The organism is Pseudomonas sp. (assembly GCF_049653025.1).
Classification (GTDB): Bacteria; Pseudomonadota; Gammaproteobacteria; order Pseudomonadales; family Pseudomonadaceae; genus Aquipseudomonas.
This window is the reverse complement of record NZ_JBASFM010000006.1, coordinates 731,544-749,001: the sequence shown is the minus strand read 5'-3', so window position 1 is coordinate 749,001 and position 17,458 is coordinate 731,544. Positions and strand designations below refer to the sequence as shown.

The 17,458-nt window shown below is 63.6% G+C and carries 16 protein-coding genes; 4 read left to right on the top strand and 12 right to left on the bottom strand.

Annotated features, from left to right (window positions below; all coding sequences use genetic code 11):
- Positions 1–194: 194 nt before the first annotated feature.
- From WBK23_RS06555 to WBK23_RS06520, 8 genes are all read right to left on the bottom strand, one after another.
- Entirely contained in the window at positions 195–2,510 is a 2,316-nt protein-coding gene (locus WBK23_RS06555; protein WP_424483153.1) for an FdhF/YdeP family oxidoreductase, read from the bottom strand.
- Complete coding sequence (gene fdhD / locus WBK23_RS06550; RefSeq protein WP_424483152.1) at positions 2,507–3,343, bottom strand: formate dehydrogenase accessory sulfurtransferase FdhD; 837 nt, start codon at positions 3,341–3,343, stop codon at positions 2,507–2,509. The genes WBK23_RS06555 and fdhD overlap by 4 nt, the downstream gene beginning before the upstream one ends.
- Positions 3,344–3,587: 244 nt before the next feature.
- Complete coding sequence (locus WBK23_RS06545; RefSeq protein ID WP_424483151.1) at positions 3,588–4,466, bottom strand: LysR family transcriptional regulator; 879 nt, start codon at positions 4,464–4,466, stop codon at positions 3,588–3,590.
- A 39-nt stretch (positions 4,467–4,505) separates the two neighbouring features.
- A complete protein-coding gene (locus tag WBK23_RS06540) occupies positions 4,506–6,344 on the bottom strand; it encodes a sulfatase-like hydrolase/transferase (protein ID WP_424483150.1) in 1,839 nt (612 codons plus the stop codon).
- 204 nt (positions 6,345–6,548) lie between these two features.
- Entirely contained in the window at positions 6,549–7,178 is a 630-nt protein-coding gene (locus tag WBK23_RS06535; RefSeq protein ID WP_424483149.1) for a helix-turn-helix transcriptional regulator, read from the bottom strand.
- 81 nt (positions 7,179–7,259) lie between these two features.
- A complete protein-coding gene (locus WBK23_RS06530) occupies positions 7,260–8,387 on the bottom strand; it encodes an NAD(P)/FAD-dependent oxidoreductase (RefSeq protein WP_424483148.1) in 1,128 nt (375 codons plus the stop codon).
- The gene (locus WBK23_RS06525) at positions 8,387–9,340 is read right to left on the bottom strand and encodes an ornithine cyclodeaminase family protein (RefSeq protein WP_424483147.1); all 954 of its coding nucleotides are present in this window, start codon (positions 9,338–9,340) and stop codon (positions 8,387–8,389) included. Before WBK23_RS06525 ends, WBK23_RS06530 begins: the two co-directional genes overlap by 1 nt.
- Positions 9,341–9,441: 101 nt before the next feature.
- Positions 9,442–10,395 carry a GlxA family transcriptional regulator gene (locus WBK23_RS06520; RefSeq protein WP_424483146.1) on the bottom strand — a complete coding sequence of 318 codons (954 nt, stop codon included), beginning with the start codon at positions 10,393–10,395 and terminating at the stop codon, positions 9,442–9,444.
- A gap of 118 nt (positions 10,396–10,513) precedes the next feature.
- Between WBK23_RS06520 and WBK23_RS06515 the strand changes: the two genes are divergently transcribed.
- From WBK23_RS06515 to WBK23_RS06505, 3 genes are all read left to right on the top strand, one after another.
- Positions 10,514–10,984 (top strand): nuclear transport factor 2 family protein, encoded by a 471-nt coding sequence (locus WBK23_RS06515; RefSeq protein WP_424483145.1) that lies wholly within the window; start codon positions 10,514–10,516, stop codon positions 10,982–10,984.
- A 37-nt stretch (positions 10,985–11,021) separates the two neighbouring features.
- On the top strand, positions 11,022–11,342 hold the full coding sequence (locus WBK23_RS06510; RefSeq protein ID WP_424483144.1) for a GIY-YIG nuclease family protein: 321 nt from the start codon (positions 11,022–11,024) through the stop codon (positions 11,340–11,342).
- Positions 11,343–11,407: 65 nt separating this feature from the next.
- Positions 11,408–12,343 (top strand): glutathione S-transferase family protein, encoded by a 936-nt coding sequence (locus WBK23_RS06505; RefSeq protein WP_424483143.1) that lies wholly within the window; start codon positions 11,408–11,410, stop codon positions 12,341–12,343.
- Between the two features lie 16 nt (positions 12,344–12,359).
- Here WBK23_RS06505 and WBK23_RS06500 read toward each other — a convergent pair whose 3' ends face one another.
- The 3 genes from WBK23_RS06500 to WBK23_RS06490 are packed head-to-tail and all read right to left on the bottom strand — an operon-like array spanning position 12,360 to position 15,084.
- A complete protein-coding gene (locus WBK23_RS06500; protein WP_424483142.1) occupies positions 12,360–12,677 on the bottom strand; it encodes a glutaredoxin family protein in 318 nt (105 codons plus the stop codon).
- Between the two features lie 28 nt (positions 12,678–12,705).
- Positions 12,706–13,713: a nucleoid-associated protein YejK gene (gene yejK, locus WBK23_RS06495; protein WP_424483141.1), complete on the bottom strand. Its 1,008-nt coding sequence runs from the start codon at positions 13,711–13,713 to the stop codon at positions 12,706–12,708.
- Between the two features lie 36 nt (positions 13,714–13,749).
- A complete protein-coding gene (locus WBK23_RS06490; protein WP_424483140.1) occupies positions 13,750–15,084 on the bottom strand; it encodes a TAXI family TRAP transporter solute-binding subunit in 1,335 nt (444 codons plus the stop codon).
- 191 nt (positions 15,085–15,275) lie between these two features.
- Here WBK23_RS06490 and WBK23_RS06485 point away from each other — a divergent pair, with 191 nt between their 5' ends.
- On the top strand, positions 15,276–16,124 hold the full coding sequence (locus WBK23_RS06485) for a lipopolysaccharide kinase InaA family protein (protein ID WP_424483139.1): 849 nt from the start codon (positions 15,276–15,278) through the stop codon (positions 16,122–16,124).
- 8 nt (positions 16,125–16,132) lie between these two features.
- Here the strand turns inward: WBK23_RS06485 and yjeH are convergent, their stop codons facing one another.
- Entirely contained in the window at positions 16,133–17,401 is a 1,269-nt protein-coding gene (gene yjeH, locus WBK23_RS06480; protein ID WP_424483138.1) for an L-methionine/branched-chain amino acid transporter, read from the bottom strand.
- Positions 17,402–17,458 lie beyond the last annotated feature (57 nt).

Here is a 17,458-nt window from a genome sequence, read left to right as displayed (position 1 = left end):
GGGAATGGCGAAATTATGATTTTTGTAGTCGCTGGCAAGGTAAAAGCGTGGCCGCGCGCAAGGCGCGCAGCCCGTAGGCAGGAAGGCTTGAGCTATAGATTTTTTAGGGTCACAGGCGACAAATTGGCTGGGCTCGTTGCCCGGTGGGAGGAGGGTGCGCGCTGCGCACCCTCAGGTTGTGGATTGCCCTTGGTTTAGATAATCCGCGCCGAACCGTTTGCCTGGTGGGCGCTGAGCGTGATGCCGATAAATTTCGAGGTGGGGGTAAAGCTGTGGATGCCGAAGCTGTCCAGCGGCACCAGCGGGTTGGCCTCCGGGTAGTAGGCGGCGGCCTGGCCGCTGGGGATGTCGTAGGCCAGCAGGGTGAAGCCGCGCACCTGGCGTTGCACGCCGTCATTCCACAGCGAGTCGATATCGACCTTCTGCCCGGGCTCGAAGCCCAGGCGCTGGATATCCTCGGCATTGATAAACAGCACCTGGCGCTGGCCCTTGACCCCGCGATAGCGGTCGTCGAGGCCGTACAGGCTGGTGTTGTACTGGTCGTGGGAGCGCAGGGTCTGCAGGATTAGGTCGGCCTGTGCGCCGCTCTGGCTGATCTGCGTGGGCAGCAGACTGGCCGGTAGCGGTTGGCTGCTGAAATTAGCCAGGCCGCTGGCGGTGCGCCACTGGCGGGTGCTGGCGGCGTTGCCCAGGTAGAAGCCGCCGCGCTGCTGCAGGCGCTGGTTGAAGTCGGCAAAGCCGGGAATGCAGTCGGCGATCAGCTCGCGGATGCGCCCGTAGTCGACGATCAGTGCGTTCCAGTCCACTGGGTGCCGGCCCAATGTGGCCTGGGCGATACCGGCGATGATCGCCGGTTCCGAACGCATCTCGCGCGACAGTGGTTCGAGCTGGCCATGGGAGGCGTGGATCATGCTGAAGGTGTCTTCCACCGTCACCGCCTGCGGGCCGCCGGCCTGATGGTCGATGTCGGTGCGGCCGAGGCACGGCAGGATCAGCGCATCCGTGCCGCAGGTCAGGTGGCTGCGATTGAGCTTGGTGCTGATCTGCACGGTCAGCGCGCACTGGCTGAGGGCCTGGTGGCTGCGCGGGCTGTCCGGGGTGGCCTGGGCGAAGTTGCCGCCCAGGCCGATAAACACCCGGCTGCGCCCTTCCAGCATGGCGTTGATCGCCTCCACCGTGTTGTGCCCAGGCGCACGCGGCACCTGAAAATTGAAACGCGCCTGCAGGGCATCGAGCAGCGCGGCCGGCGGGCGCTCGTTGATGCCCATGGTGCGGTCGCCCTGCACATTGCTGTGGCCGCGCACCGGACACAGACCGGCACCGGGGCGGCCGAGGTTGCCGCGCAGTAGCATCAGGTTGACGATTTCCTGGATGGTCGCCACCGAGTGCTGGTGCTGGGTGATGCCCATGGCCCAGCACATGATCACCCGCTCGGCATTGCGGTAGAGCGCGGCCATCTGGCGGATCTCGGCCAGGTCGATGCCGGCCTGGGCTTCGATAGCCTCCCAGCTTGTGGCGTCCAGTTCGGCCAGGTAGCTGTCGATGCCTTGAGTGTGCTCGGCAATAAACGCGTGGTCGAACACCTCGCCCGGCTGTTCGCGTTCCCAGGCCAGCAGCTGCTTGGCCATGCCGCGCAGCAGCGCCCAGTCGCCGCCCAGGGCCGGACGGAAGTAGGCGGTATGGGTCGCGGCCGAGCCGTTGCTAAGCATCTCCAGCGGATGCTGTGGATGCTGGAAACGCTCCAGGCCACGCTCCTTCAGCGGGTTGCAGCACACCACCTGGGCACCGCGGGCCACCGCCTCGCGCAGCGGTTCGAGCATGCGCGGGTGGTTGCTGCCGGGGTTCTGCCCGAGCACGAAGATGGCGTCGGCCAGGGCGAAATCGTCGAAGGTCACGCTGCCCTTGCCGACCCCCACCGTCTGGTTGAGGGCGATGCCGCTGGCCTCGTGGCACATGTTCGAGCAGTCGGGAAAGTTGTTGCTGCCGAAGGCGCGGACGAACAGCTGGTAGAGGAAAGCCGCCTCGTTGCTGGCCCGGCCCGAGGTGTAGAACTCGGCCTGGTTGGGGTCAGTCAGGCCCTTGAGGTGCTCGGCGATCAGGGCGAAGGCGGCGTCCCAGCTGACCGGCAGATAGTGATCTGAGGCGGCGTCGTAGCGCATCGGCTCGGTCAGGCGGCCCTGGTATTCCAGCCAATAATCGCTCTGTTCGCGCAGCTGGGCGACGCTGTAACGGGCGAAGAAGGCAGCGTCCACACGGCGCTTGGTGGCCTCCCAGTTGACCGCTTTGGCGCCGTTTTCGCAGAACTTGATGCGGTCGTCGTGGGGCGAGTCGCCCCAGGCGCAACCGGGGCAGTCGAAGCCGCCGTGCTGGTTGGTCTTGAGCAGGGCGCGCAGGTTCTTGAAAGGCTGCTTGGAGTCCAGCCAGGCGTGGGTCACGCTGCGCAATGCGCCCCAGCCAGCGGCCGGGCCTTGATAAGGACTGTAACGCGGGGCTATGGGTTGCAGGCTCATGCTGGCTGACCTTGGACGGGGGCGGGGCTATAGACCCGCGGCGCGCTGTGATGGGGTAAATGAATCAGGTTGAGCCGATGGCGGCGCGCCCAGTCCACGGTGAGGGCGGTGGGTGCGGACAGGCTGACCAATGTCGCAATGCCAGCGCGCACCGCCTTGTGGATCAGCTCCAGGCTGCAGCGGCTGGTGATCACCACGAAGCCCGCGCGAGCATCCAGGCGCTGGCGCTGTAGGGCACCGATCAGCTTGTCGAGAGCGTTGTGGCGGCCGATATCCTCGCGGCACAGGCGGATCTGCCCCTGCTCATCGACAAACAGCGCGGCGTGCAGGGCACCGCTGGACTGGGCCAGGGTCTGGCTCTGGGCGATGCGCTGGCGCAGGCCGTGCAGTTGGGCTGCGGGCGGCAATGGCGCTGGTTCTAGATCCGCCAGTGCGGGTAGCGCCTGCTCCAGGGCGGCCACGCCGCACAGGCCGCAACCGCTGCTGCCGGCCATCTGCCGGCGTTGCTGCTTGAGCGCCCAGAAGGCGCGGCTGCTGATGCTCAGTTCGACCTGGCGGGCGCTGTCGGTGCCGCTCAGCTGGATGTCATAGATATCGTCGATGGACTCCAGCAGGCCCTGGCCCAGGCTAAAGCCCAGGGCAAAATCCTCCAGGTCCGTGGGGCTGAGCATCATCACCGCCTGGGTGATGCCGTTGTAGCTGATGGCCAGCGCACATTCCTCGGCCAGCGTGGCGTGCGCGCCCAAGAGCGGCTGCTCCAGTTCGGCATAGTGAAAGTCGCGCGGTGGCATGGGTTGGGTGGTGCTGACGCAGGCGATCCGCGGGCGTGACATGGGCAAGGCCTCTGACGCAGATAGATTGCCTCAGGCTATGCCCTATAAACGGATGCGTCTAATCAGTGCTGCCGATGCTGTGATAGAGCGGCTCGATAATGCTAGAACCTGTTTCGGATCTCGCGAGCTAGAGCGAGGCAAGGCAAAAACAGCCGAGGAAGCGGAGTTTACGAGTTGTAAATGAGCATTCCGAGGCTGTTTTTAACGCTGCATCGCCGACGCGCAGCAGATCCAAAGCTGGTTCTTAGAGCAGTTCGCTGGCTGCTGCAAAGCAGGCTTCGGCCAGCGGCGAGCGCGGCGCGGCGCGGCGCATCAGCAGGCCTAGGGGCGACAGGGTGTGGGCGTCGCCTATGGGCGTCAGGCGCAGGTGCGGGTTGCCGTTATCCAGGCCGCCGCCCAGCGGCACCACGGCGCAACACAGGCCGGCACTCACCGCCTGCAGCAGGCTGTGCACCGCATCGGTTTCCAGTAGGGGAGTGGGGCTCAGGCCGCGACTGCGCAAGCAGTGGTCGATGGACTGGCGAAAATGCATGCCGCTGGACAGCAGGCCCAGGGGCAGGGCCGCCACCTCCTGCCAGTCCAGCTCGGCCTCGGTGATGTCGAAGTGGCGGCTGTCGTGCAGCAGGCCGATCCCACTGTTGGCCAGTTCCAGGCAATCGAAACGCTCGCGGTCGATGCGCTCCAGATAGGCCAGACCGAGGTCCAGCTGGTTGCTGGCCAGGCGCTCGATAATGGTTTCGCTGCTCAGGGCGAACAGCTGAAAGCGCAGGTTCGGGTGCTGGCGGGCGAACAGCCCAAGCAGGCGCATCGGGTCGATGCCGCCCAGCGGCACCAGGCCCAGGCGCAGGGTGCCGACTAGCTGCCCGCGGCAGGCCGAGGCTTCGGCATACAGGCCGTCATGGGCGGCCAGCAGGCTGTGGGCCCAGGCCAGGATACGCTCGCCCTCGGCGGTAAAACCCTCGAAACGCTGACCACGGCGCACCAAGGGCAGGCCCAGTTCTTCTTCCAGGCCGCGCAAACGCATGGACAGGGTCGGCTGGGTGACATGGCAACGCGCCGCGGCCTGACCGAAGTTATGCGTCTGCTCCAGGGCGATCAGGTATTTCAGCTGCTTGATATCCATCGCGTCGTCCTGCGGCGTTTACGGCGTGTGCCCCTCGCCTTAGTGGGCGAGGAAGCGGCGCAGGTCGCGCATTTCCACCTGGATCTGCGGCAACTGGCTCTGCAGCACCTTGCTGCTGTCTTTCAGCGGCCGGTCATCGGCGCGGCTGGCCTGCAGCGCGGTGAAGCTGCCGCTGGTAAACGGCAGCACCACCTTGTACTGCTCGCCGAGGAAGGCCAGGCGATCCCAGTCACCGGCCAACAGTATGCGTCCGGGTTGGGCATCGAACAGGCTGCGGCCGACTGAGTAATCCTGTTGTGGGTTCTGCACGCCGAGCAGGGGTAGCAGGGTCGGCAACAGGTCGGTGTGGCTGGTGCGCAGCTTTTCCTGCTGGGCTGCCTTGCCTGGAATCCACAGCACCAGCGGCACCCGCACCTGCTCGTCGACGAAGGTGGAGTTGTGGCCCCAGCGGCCTTTCTCCATAAATTCTTCACCGTGGTCGCCGGTGATCACCACCAGGGTGTTGTCCAGCAGCCCGTTCTTCTCCAGGTGCTGGGTGACACGCGCCAGCTGGCTGTCGAGGTGGTTGACCGAGTTCAGGTAGCGCTTGTAGATGCCGCCGATGTCGCGCTGCAGGTCCATGCTGGCGTAGCTGAAGTCGGGCAGGTAATCCGGTTCGATCACCGATTCCGGCGGGAAGCTGTAGTTGGCGTGCGGCGACTCGAAAAACATAAAGGTCATAAACGGCTTGGCCGGATCGCGCTGGTCGACGAACTTCAGCAGGCGGTCGACGTTGCGTCGATCACGTTCCCAGGTGTGGCCTTGGTCATCCTCGACCATCTGCTCGCGTGGCACGTTGACGAACAGGGTCTTGTCGAACTCCGGGTAGCTGAAGCGGGCGCTGGTGAGCAGCTTGATCTGGTAGTCCTGCTGCTGCAGAACATCGATCAGCGGGCTGCCGACGCGGGCGTCGAGTACCGGGAACCAGAGGCTCGCCGGCAGGCTGTAGAACTGGCTGAACATGCCAATGCGCGTGCCGTTGCCGCCAGAGTAGTGGCTGACGAAATGCTGGGCGCGCTGGGCGAAGGCATGGGTCTGTGGCATCACGCGTGGGTTGAGGCTGTCGGCGCGCCAGGATTCGGCAACCAGCCAGACGACGTTAAGCGGCTTGGCCGGTGGCTCGATGCGCAGCGGGGCCTGGGGGTAGCGCAACTGGCCTTTCAGCTCGGCGCTGGCGACCTCCAGGCGCTGGGGGCGTTCCAGGCCGAATTGTCTTTCCAGCACGCGGCGCATGGTCAAGGGCTGGTAGAACGGCATGCGCTGGGCGTTTTCCAGCAGCGGGCTGTAGCCGTAGAAGTGACTGACGCCATAGCTGATGCGTTCGCCGAGGGTGACCACGATAAACAGCGGCAACACCCAGGCCAGGCGCGTCACGGGCAGGCCGCGCAAGCGTGCCAGGCCATGGGTCAGTGCAAGCAGGCCAGCCTGCAGGGCGAATATGCCCGCGGCGAGCAGCGCCACTTCGCGCTCGGTGGAGGCCGACGAGCCCAGCGCGGCAATGCCGCCGGGCGTGCTGATAATGTTCCAGACAAACCCATTGAGGTGGAAGCCGTAGAGCTGCCACAACATATGGTCGCCATACAGCGCCAGTTGCACCACGCCAGCAAGCACCACCGCCAGGACTGCCGCCGCTTTCGGCGAGAACCTCAGTATCAGGCGGGTCATGACCCAGCCCGGCGCGACAAACAGCAGCGCATAGCTGCCAATCAGCACCAGTTGGTACAGCAGCAACCAGGACGGTGCGGCCAGGTCAAAGAAACGGCCCAGATTCAGGGTGACGGCCAGCCAAGTCAGCAGCCAGTAAAAGGCGTAGGGGCGACGCGATGCAGCGAACGGCATGGGCAGTCCTTCTTATGGGGTTGGGACATGGTGGGGCAATGGGTGCAGGCAATGCGTCGGCTCAGGAAAACATCCTTGGCTTAACTGCGGCTTAATGGTTTGCCGAGTCGCTTCAGACCATTGCAGGTTGCTGGAGTTTCGCACTGGCGGATGGTGGAACGACAGCCCTATTGCGTTAATAACTGTGTCGCTCCGCGGCCGGTATCACTCGCTCTTGATCTCTTTCAGGTGCTTGTACACCGTCGCCCGGCCCATGTTCAGTACGTTGGCGACATAGTTGGCGGCGCTCTTGCCCTTGAACGCGCCTTCGGCATGCAGGGCTTCGACCAGTTCGCGTTTGTGCTCGCGGGTCAGCAGGTTGAGGCCGAGCTGGCGTTGGCGCAGCCAAGCGTGGAGGAAAGTGTTGATGCGCTCTTGCCAATCGTCGCGAAACAGCGCGTCGGGCTGCGGAATCAATTTGCTCGAAGATAGGAATAGATCCAGCGCCTGCTTGGCGGTTTCGAACAGCGAGATATTCAGGTTGATGCACAGCACCGCGATCGGTGTGCCGCTGGTATCGCGCAGCACGCTGCTGACCGAACGGATCTTCTGACCATCCCAGTTGAGTTTCTCGTAGGGGCCGATGCTGCGCTCATCGACCTCGCCGCTAAGCAGATCTTCCAGCGCCGCGTCATCACCGATGGCCCGCTTGGAAATATTGTTGGCGATGTAGTCGACCTTCTGCGTGCGCAGGTCGTGCAGCACCACCTCGGCGTGGGGGAAGAACAGCGTGGCGATGGCGTCGGCGATGGTGCGGTAGTTGTCCAGCTCGGGGGCGGGGCGGGGCGGCGTCATGCGGCTAACTCTTCGGGCTTGGGAGGCGTTGCGAGTGTGCCGCAAAGCGCCCAAGGCGTCATCCTTGGGCGCTGCGAGCGGTTATTGGCGCAGGCGAGTTGGCGAGAGCATGGCCTCCGTTAGGCCGAATTGGCGCAGGTGTTCTGGCAACGGCTCGCCACGAACCAGGGCGGCGCAGGCCATGCCCATCGCTGCGGAGGTCTGGATGCCATAACCGCCTTGGCCCGCGACCCAGAAGAAGCCCGCCACCTGTGGGTCGAAACCGCCGACCAGATCGCCATCGGCGACAAAGGAGCGCAAGCCTGCCCAGGTATGCGCCGGGCGGGGGATGTGCAGACTGGTGTGTTCCTCGATCTGGTAGATGCCCAGGGCGATATCCAGCTCTTCCGGTTGCACGTCATGGGCTTCGACCGGGTCGGCGTTGGCGGGCGAGCCGAGCAGTAGCCCGGCATCGGGCTTGAAGTAGAAGGATTCATCCAGGCTGACCACGCAGGGCCAGGCGTGGCAGTCGATACCTTCCGGCCCGTTAAAGGTAAAGGCGGCGCGGCGTTTGGGGATCAAACCGATGGGCGTAACGCCAGCCAGGGCGGCGATCTGGTCGCACCAGCCGCCGGCGGCGTTTATCAGCACCCGGACGCGGTATCGCTCGGTGCCGCAGTCCACCTGCCACGCATCGCCATCGCGCTGGATGCTCAGCACTTCGCGGTTGTTGTGGATTTCGCCGCCGTGTTGGCGAATGCCACGCAGGTAGCCCTGGTGCAGGGCATCGGTGTCGATATCGGCGGCGCTGGGATCGAGCATGGCGGCTTGCACCTTGTCGCGGCGCAGCACCGGCACTAGGGCGCAGGCTTCATCGGCGCTCAGCAGGCGCATCTCGGGCACGCTGGCTTGGCCGCTGGCGAACTGGCGCTGCAATTCTTCGGTATCGCCGCTGAAATCCACCACCAGCTCGCCGCGCGGGCTTAGCAGCGGGTGGGCGGCAAAGCCTGGCGGTGGCGTGTCGAGAAACGCCCGGCTGGCTGCCGTCAGCGCGCGCACCTGCGGTGTGCCATAGGCAACGGTATAGAGCGCAGCGGAGCGGCCAGTGGCGTGATAACCGGGCAACTGCTCACGCTCCAGCACGATGGTTTTGCCATGCGGGGCGAGGAAGTAGCCGGTGGAAGCCCCGGCGATGCCCGCGCCGATAATCAGGTAGTCCGCCTGCTGCATCAGCGTGCCTCCTGTTTGAGCTGGTACAGCGCGTGGGCCAGGGCGACATCTTCCAGGCCCAGGCCGATGGAGCGGAAAAATACCGAGCGGCGGTAGTCCGGGCGCACGGCCTTACCGCTGACGAGCTCGGCCAGATCCCCCAGGATGTCAGCACTGCTCCAGCCCAGTCGGCTCGCCAGGAGCATTTCACCCGCGCTGTCCGGGGTGGTGGCGCGGTAGTCGCAGTAGACATCCATGTTCAGCAGGCTGGCGGGCGGTATTTCATGGGCGCGCGGGGCGTTGGTGCTGATCGAGGTGATCAGTGCCGGTTTATCCAGCTCGCGCGGGTCGAGCAGCGGCGTGGCTGACGAGGTGCACAGCATCAGCACATCGGCATCGCGAATGGCGTCCGCCTGGCTGGCACACAGCTGGACGCGTGGATCGAGCTGTTGCAGTTGCAGCAGTTGCGCGCCGGTTTTGCCGGCCAGGCTCGGTGAGTACAAGCGGATGCTCTGCCACGGACGCAGATTCTTCGCGTAGTGCACATGGGCGCGCGCCACCGCGCCACTGCCGATCACCGCCAGGCGGCTGGCTTCGGGCGCGGCCAGGGCATCCACGGCGACGGCGGTGGTGGCAGCGGTGCGCGCGGTGGTCAGGCTGCCGGCGTCGCACAGCAACAGCGGCTGGCCGCTGTGCATGGACATCAGCAACGTCCAGGCAGTCACCAGTGCGCCTTGCTCGCGGACGATATAGGGCGAGGTCTTCATCCCGTACACACCCGCGCCGGCGAGCACGCCGAGGTAGTTGATAAAGTCGCCGCCGCCATTGGGGAATTCCACCAGTTGCTGCGCCGGTTGCACCGCCTTGCCGGCGGCCAGCTCGCGGAACAGGGCGACCATGGCCTGGTGCACATCGACCTGAGCAAGCAGTCGCTCGGCTTCGGTTTTATCCAGCACATAAGGGGTGATCGACATGGGCGGCTCCGCAGCGAATTAAACAATTAAATCCATTTTGGACTTTATGGTATTTATCGACAAACACCGACGCGGCATCTTGATACGTTGCGGCGACGTTCTTAGGCCGACTGTCGCAGGCGCTTGCGGAATGCCCCGGGTGTTTCGCCGCACAGTTGTTTGAACAGCTTGGCAAAGGTGGCGCGGTCGCCGTAGCCAACCTGACTGGCGATCTGTTCCAGCGAGCAGCCGGGGTCGTGCAAGGCGCGTTGCGCGGCGCTGATGCGCAGGCGCTGCAGGTAGTCGTTAGGTGTCAGCCCGGTGCTGGCCTTGAAACGCCGTAACAGGGTGCGGGATGAACAGTTGGCCTGCGTGGCCAGACGGTTGAGGTCGATGCTTTCGCCATGGTGCTGCTGCATCCACTGCAGCAGCGGACCGAGCTGACTGTCGTGCGGCAGCGGCGCGGGCAACAGCGGGGCGAAGCGCGTCTGAGCGCCACGCTGGGTATCGAACACCAGGGCATTGGCGACCAACTGCGCCAGCTCGCTGCCGGCATGCAGGCCGATCAGGTGCAGGCACAGGTCGAGGCCGGCGTGCGCGCCGCCGGAGCTGAACAGCTGGCCGTCCTGACACAACAGCTGGTCGATGCGCAGCTCTACACGTGGGAAGCGTTGGCGGAATTGGTTGGCCAGCGCCCAGTGGGTGGTGGCGCGGCGACCGTCGAGTACGCCGGCGGCGGCGAGCAGAAAGGCGCTGCTGCACAGGCTGACGAGTTGCTGGCTGGCAGGGCGCTGCGCCAGCCAGGGTAATAGCGCGGCGTTGGCGGCGAGGGTGTTGTCGATGGCGCTGCCGCTGGCCGGCAGAAGCAGCACGTCGGCCTGCTCGGCCAGCGCCAGGTCGCCATCGACCTGGATGCGGGCGAAGTCGAGGTCGACGGTCTGACCGTCCAGGCTGACGCGCAATAGCCGGAACGGCGGCGGGCTGGCCAGGCGGTTAGCCAGGTTAAAGGCATCCATGGCCATGCTCAGGCTCGAACAGACGGTCTGCGGGCAGATATACAGCGCAATCGTCAGCATGCAAATTGGCCAGGTTGGTGTTTGGCGATTATTGACACAAAGCTGTCTTTTGCGCCAATCGCGCAATGACAGTTTTCCCGCAATACTCCTCGCAGTCCTAAATCCGGAGTTGCCGCTTATGAGCCATGCCAACGTCGCACTGATCACCGCCTTCTATCAGGCCTTCCAGCAGCTGGACGCCGAGGCCATGGCCCGTTGCTACGCCGACGATGTGCGTTTCAGTGACCCAGTATTTACCGATTTGCGCGGCCGCGATGCGGGCGATATGTGGCGCATGCTCTGCGCCCGCGCCAAGGATTTTTCCCTGACCTTTGATGGCGTGAGCGCCGATGAACACTCCGGTAAGGCGCGCTGGGTGGCGACCTATGTGTTCAGCCAGACCGGCAACACCGTGGTCAACCATATCGAGGCCAGTTTCGTGTTACGCAATGGCAAGATCGTCGAGCACCGTGATCACTTCGACCTGTGGCGTTGGGCTGGCCAGGCGCTGGGCACCAAAGGCCGCCTACTGGGCTGGGCGCCCTTTGTGCAAAACGCCATTCGCCAGCAGGCGGGTAAAGGTTTGGCGGCGTTTCAGAAGAGTCGTTAAGCTCGGCGACCTTGCTCATTGCCTGTTGATGTAACTGATGCCTGACTCCTCTTCTGCGCCTGAAACGCCTGCCGCCAAGCCCTGGTTTGTCTACCTGGTGCGGGCGGCCAATGGCGCGCTGTACTGTGGCGTCAGCGACGATCCGCACAAGCGCTTTGCCAAACACCAGCGCGGCAAGGGCGCGCGCTTCTTCTACTCCAGTCCGGCGCAGGCTCTGGTGTATATCGAGGTCTGCGCTGGTAAAGGCGATGCACTGCGCCGCGAGCGGGCGATCAAGGCCTTGAGCAAAATCGCCAAGGAAGCCTTGGTCGTAGCCGCGCCTGTTATCGCTGCGGCTGATAACGCACCATCAGGCTAAGCGGGTAGGCCGCCACAGCCTGCGCGGTTAAGCTGCTGGTTTACCTAATCGTTGCGGAGCCTGCCATGCACGAGTTGATCCTGCACCATTACCCAACCTCGCCGTTCGCTGAAAAAGCCCGGTTGATGCTCGGCTTCAAGCAGCTGTCCTGGCGCTCCGTGATGATCCCGCCGGTGATGCCCAAGCCAGACCTGACCGCCCTGACCGGCGGCTACCGTAAGACCCCGGTGCTGCAGGTCGGTGCCGATATCTACTGCGACACCGCGCTGATTGCCCGCCGCCTGGAAGCGGAAAAGAACACCCCGGCGCTGTTTCCCGAAGGCCAGGAATTCAACGTGGCCAGCTTCGCCCAGTGGGCCGACTCGCAGGTGTTTCTGCATGCGGTGAGTCTGGTGTTCCAGCCGGAATCCATCTCCGCGCGTTTCGGCAAACTGCCGCCGGAGTTTCTCAAGGTATTTATCGCCGACCGCTCGACGCTGTTCAACGGTGGCTTGGCCACTCGGATTCCGCTGGAAGTGGCCAAGCACCAGTGGCCAACCCTGATGACGCGCCTGCAGGAACAGTTGCAGCGTGAGCCGGGTGACTTCCTGTTTGGCGAACCGTCGCTGGCGGACATCGCCATGGCCCATCCGTTGTGGTTCCTGCGCGGCACACCGGTAACTGCGCCGCTGATCGACGCCTATCCAGCGGTGGCCACCTGGCTGGCGCGGGTGCTGGACTTCGGTCATGGATCGTTCAGCGACATGAGTGCCGCTGACGCCATCGTCATCGCCCGTGACGCTACCCCGGCGGCGTTACCGGCTGCCGCGCTGGTTGACCCCAACGGTTTTGCTGTTGGCCAGCAGGTGGCGATTTCGGCCATCGATTACGGCGTCGATGCGGTAGAAGGCGAGCTGGTTTTCAGCGGCAGCGAAGAGCTGATCCTGCGCCGCGAAGACCCACGTGCCGGCACTGTGCATGTGCACTTCCCGCGTATGGGCTTTGCGCTCAAGGCGCTTTAAGCAAGACGCGCGTTACTCAGTAGGCTGCACGTGTGGCTTGTGGGTCGTAGCCGTGGATGAGGGTGCCCTTGATATCCAGCAGGGGCACTCCACGGCCACCCAAGGATTTGAATGCCGCCTCGCCGGCGGCATCTTTTTCGATATCAATCTCGCGGTACGCCACCTGATCCTCTGCCAATAGTTCGCGGGTCTTAGCGCAGTAACCGCACCATTGCGTGGCATACAGCACCACCTCGCCTGGTCGATTGGCCAGCGATGGCTGAAACCAGCGCTGCAGATCATCCCAGTATTGATAAAGCGCCAGAGCGCTCAACAGCAGAAATATTTTCTTCACGGGCACTCCTTGCCGCTTGGGTTGCTATTCAGCCCTTGCGGCGCTTGAGCTGGTCGGTGAGCTGGGTCGGCAGGTTGCGGATCACCAGGGTGTCAGTGCTTTCGTCGTATTCGATCTTCGAGCCGAGCAGGTGCGCCTCGAAGCTGATCGACAGGCCTTCGGCGCGCCCGGTAAAGCGCTGGAACTGGCTGAGGGTGCGCTTGTCCGCCGGGATTTCCGGCGACAGGCCGTAGTCCTTATTGCGGATATGCTCGTAGAAGGCCTTGGGCCGTTCTTCGTCGATCAGCCCAGACAGCTCGGTCAGGGTGATGGGCTCGCCCAGCTTGGCTTGGCTGGAGGCATAACCGACCAGGGTCTTGGTCTTCTCGCGGGCCTGCTCTTCAGGCAGGTCTTCGCTTTCGACGAAATCGCTGAAGGCTTTCAGCAGGGTGCGGGTTTCCCCCGGGCCGTCGACGCCTTCCTGGCAGCCGATAAAGTCGCGGAAGTATTCCGAGACCTTCTTGCCGTTCTTGCCCTTAATAAAGGAAATGTACTGCTTGGAGTTGGCGTTGTTGCGCCACTCGGAAATATTGATCCGCGCCGCCAGGTGTAACTGGCTCAGGTCCAGGTGCTTGGCGGCGGTTACGTCCAGCGCATCGTTCACCGCCACGCCTTCGCTGTGGTGCAGCAGGGCGATCACCAGGTAATCGGTCATGCCCTGCTGGTAGTGGGTGAACAGCACATGGCCGCCAGTGGACAGGTTGGATTCTTCCATCAGCTTCTGCAGCTGTTCCACCGCCTGACGGCTGAACGCGGCGAAGTCCTGAGCTTCGTCCAGGTAATTCTTCAGCCAGCCGCTAAACGGGTAGGCCCCGGATTCTTCATGGAAAAAGCCCCAGGCCTTGCCCTGCTTGGCGTTATAGCTCTCATTGAGGTCGGCCAGCATGTTCTCGATGGCCTGGGACGCGCCCAGCTCGGTGTCCCGGGCATGCAGCACGGCGGGGGTGCCATCGGGCTTCTTGTCGATCAGGTGGACGATGCAGTGGCGGATCGGCATGGCGGCCTCGTGGTGCTTGAACGGAAAGCGCGCATGTTACCCGACCTGCTGCCCGGCAGTCGTGCGCTGCTGCAGCGCATGCAGCCGCTCGATCATATAGCGCAGGTGCATATGCAACTGGTACAGCTCGCTGGAGTAGGACAGCGGCACTTCGACCCGCGCCAGTTCGTCTTCCAGGCGTTCCAGGCGGGCGATCTCGGCGTCCAGGTCGCCCGGCAGCTTGCCCTTGTACAGCAGTTGGTCGATCTCGCGCAGGTGCTTGTACCAGCGGTAGATGCGCGCGCGGATGCGCCACTGGTAGATCGGCCCTACGGCCTTGAACAGCGGGAACAGCAGCACCAGCAGCGGAATGGCCAGGATGATATAGCGGTCGGCCAGCGAGGCGATGCGAAACGGCAGGTAGCGCTGCAGGATCGGCAGGCCCTTGTCGTAGTAGTACTCGGCCTCGCTCAGGATGTTCAGCGACAGCGGCGGCTTGGCCGGGTAGCTGCCGGCCGGGTCGAGCAGGCTGCCATTTTTCAGCACGGTTTTCGCTGCTTCGAGGATCAGCGGGGTTAGCGAGGGGTGGAATTCTTCGCCGGCCACCAGAGTGGCGACCGGGCCGAGGGTGACGATGTCGCGCTCCGGAGTGTTGTGCGCCATATCGAGCATGCCTTCGCCGACGCTGAGGCTACTCAGGTAGGGCAGGCGCGCCAGATAGGCCTCGGTGCGCCGCAGGCTGACCAGGCGCAGCGTGGGCTCAGCGGCCAGGCGCTGGATCAGCGGGTTTTCCGCCGGGCCTATAAAGAAGGCGGCGTCCAGCTTACCGTCAATCAGTGCATCGGCGGCGGGGCTGCCACCCAGCTGTTGCCAGCGCTTGGGGTAGTCCGCCGGTTCGATACGATTGGCGGCAAACAGCGCAGCGGTCACCGCCTGGGTACCGCTATTGGCCGAGCCAATCGCCAGGCGCATCTTCATCAGATCGGACAGCTGCTGGAATTTGGCCTTCTTGCTCGTAAACAACCACAGCGGCTCGCGGTACATCACGCCCAGACCGCTCAGCTTGGCGCGGGCCTCGTCGCTTAGGGTCAGCTCCTGGCCGCTCTGCACCAGGGCCAGCTCCACTTCACCCTTGCCGAGCCGGGCCAGGTTGTCTTCGGAGCCTGCACTCTCCACCAGTTCCAGGTCGAAGCCTTGTTGCTCAAGCTCGGCTTGCAGGCGCTCGCCGAAGGCGTGATAACCACCGCCCACCGCACCGGTTGCCATGCGCACATGCATGGGCGGCGGCGGGGCGGCGAAGTAGAACAGCGCGCCGACCAACCCGGCCAGCACCGGCACAATCCACAGGTTGGTGAAAATGAGGATTTTCAGGTCACGGAGGATGCGGCGCATGGTCAGTCCTAGTTGTGGCTTGAACTACAGGATAGCCGGAGGCATGCGTCGCTCTGCCAAAAGGTCTGCTGTCGATATTTCGGAGCGTGCCGTGACCAGCGGTCTGAATGTGGAGGTTATGCGAAAAACTCATTGAGGTGATGCAGGCACATCGCTATCGTGCGGACCGGATAACAAGAGTCAGGCAGAGCATGAAGTATTTAGCGCCATATAAAACGGAATTTGCTCACATGGTTCAGCAGGGAGATCTGACTCTGCACCTGCAGGATGACGCTGCTGCGGATATCCTTCTGCCAATTGCCGAGCTGGTTGGCCGGCGCCCCAGCAAGTCTATGCGACGTACTTTTACGGGCTGCCTCAGCGGCACAACTTCGCGCCTGTTCGTCAAGACGGTGGAGATCGACAGTCTTCCATCGCGTTTCCGTATCACCTATGGCCTGCAACGCCGTTCGGGTGGTTACGACTGGCCAGTGGCCGAACTAATAAACACTGTCGAAGCCTTCCAGCGCGGGGTTCCAGTTCCGCGGCTTCGTGGTTTTGGCTACAGCCGTCGTGGCGTGCGTATGGTTAAGGAACTGTTCCTGATTAGCGACATGCTTGATGACCATCTGGATGGGCGGCGGTGGTTGAGCCACCCGGACATGCAAATTGAACCCTTCTTGCGCAGTGTCTTCGCGTTGTTCGAAGAACTGCATGGTAAGCAGGTAAGCCATCTCGATCTATGGGTTGGCAATATCATGCTGCACCCGCAAAAACCAGGTGAGCTCAAGGTGGTCGATCTGGAGAACTGCTATATCGGCCATCCGCCTTACTGGTCTGAGGTGCTGGGTTTCCAGTTTGCCTTCTTATTCTTGCGCCTGGTTCAGGACCATATCGATGAGGCGCGCTACGACCTGTTGGTGCACGCGGCTCTGGATGGATACCCGGGTATTGATCGTGTGGGCTTCGAGCGAGTCTATTCGGTGTGCAAGCATCAGCAGATCAGCCGCAAGAAGCGCCGCGACCTGCTGTTGTCGGGTAATTTGCAACTACGCGGTTAATCAATCACTCAACTCTGCCCGGCAGCCAGGCGCATGCTGCGCTGCTCGCGCCAGCGGTCCAGCAAACCGAGCACCAGCAGCAAGCCCAGGGCATATCCGGCATCCATGCCAAGCATCAGCAGCACCAAGGCGCACAGCAGGGCGCTAAAGCCCGCCAGCCAGCGCCAGATGCCGCGCAGTAGTACCCAACCGGCAGCCATGCTCAGCAGGTAGATAACCACGAAGTTGCCGTTGGCGTAGCGGATCAGGTCATCCACCGTCAGGTTGAGGACGCTGGCAAGGCTGGCGCACAGGGCGCAGCTGAGGATCACCAGCAACAGCGCGCGGGCCGGTACGCCGTGCTGGTTGCGCTGGGCCAGGCTGGGCGGCAATTTGCCTTCGTCGGCCAGGCTCCAGATCAGCCGGGCGAAGCCCTGCATATAGACGTTCATCGAGGCGAAGCAGGCCAGATAGCCGACAGTGGCGGCGATCCAGCGCGCCTTGTCGCCCAGCAGCAGGTCGAGCATACGTGGCAGCGACGCCGCATCGGTCTGCACATCGCCGTAGGTATGCAGGCTCAGCACCGCCACCGAGCAGGCCCAGTACACCAGGCCGGCCAGCAGCACGCCGAACAGCAGGGCCAGGGGGAAGTCGCGCTTGGGATTCTTGAACTCCTCGCCCATATGGGTAAAGGCCTCGATGCCGACAAAACACCAGAACATTACCCCCAGCGCCGCCGGCAGCAGGTGCCAGGGGCCGCTGATCGCTGGCAGCAGCGGCTGGCTGCTAACGGGCAGGTCGCCGACCCACCAGATCAGCGCAATGGTGGCGATAATGGCCATGGCAATAGCGCCCTGAATCATCCCGCTGGCCTTGGCCGGGCGCTGACCGAGCAACAGCATGGCGACAAGCGTGCCCAGCTGGATGGCCAGGGCTTGGCCACGGCTAAGATCGAACAGCGCCTGCCAGAAGCCGCTGGCGATATTCAGCGCCGCCGGCAAACCCACCGGCAGCACGGCGAGAAACAGCAGCGCACTCAGACGTTCCATCCGTGCGCCGAAGGCGCGGCCAATCAGGTGCGGTGCGCCACCGGCATGGGGGAAGTGGCGACCCAGCTGGGCGAAGGTAAAGGCCACCGGCAGCACCAGGGCGATCAGCAGCATCCAGGCCCACAGTGAGGCCTCGCCGGCAGCAGTGGCGGCCAGCGCCGGGATTACGAAAATCCCGGTACCCAGCAGCGAGGTACTCAGCAGGCCAATCCCTTGCAGCAGGCCCAATTCCTGGTTCAGACGGCTCATGTTGTATGCTCTGGCGTTTTGCCGGATATGGTAGGGCGTAGCTCTGCAAAACACCGC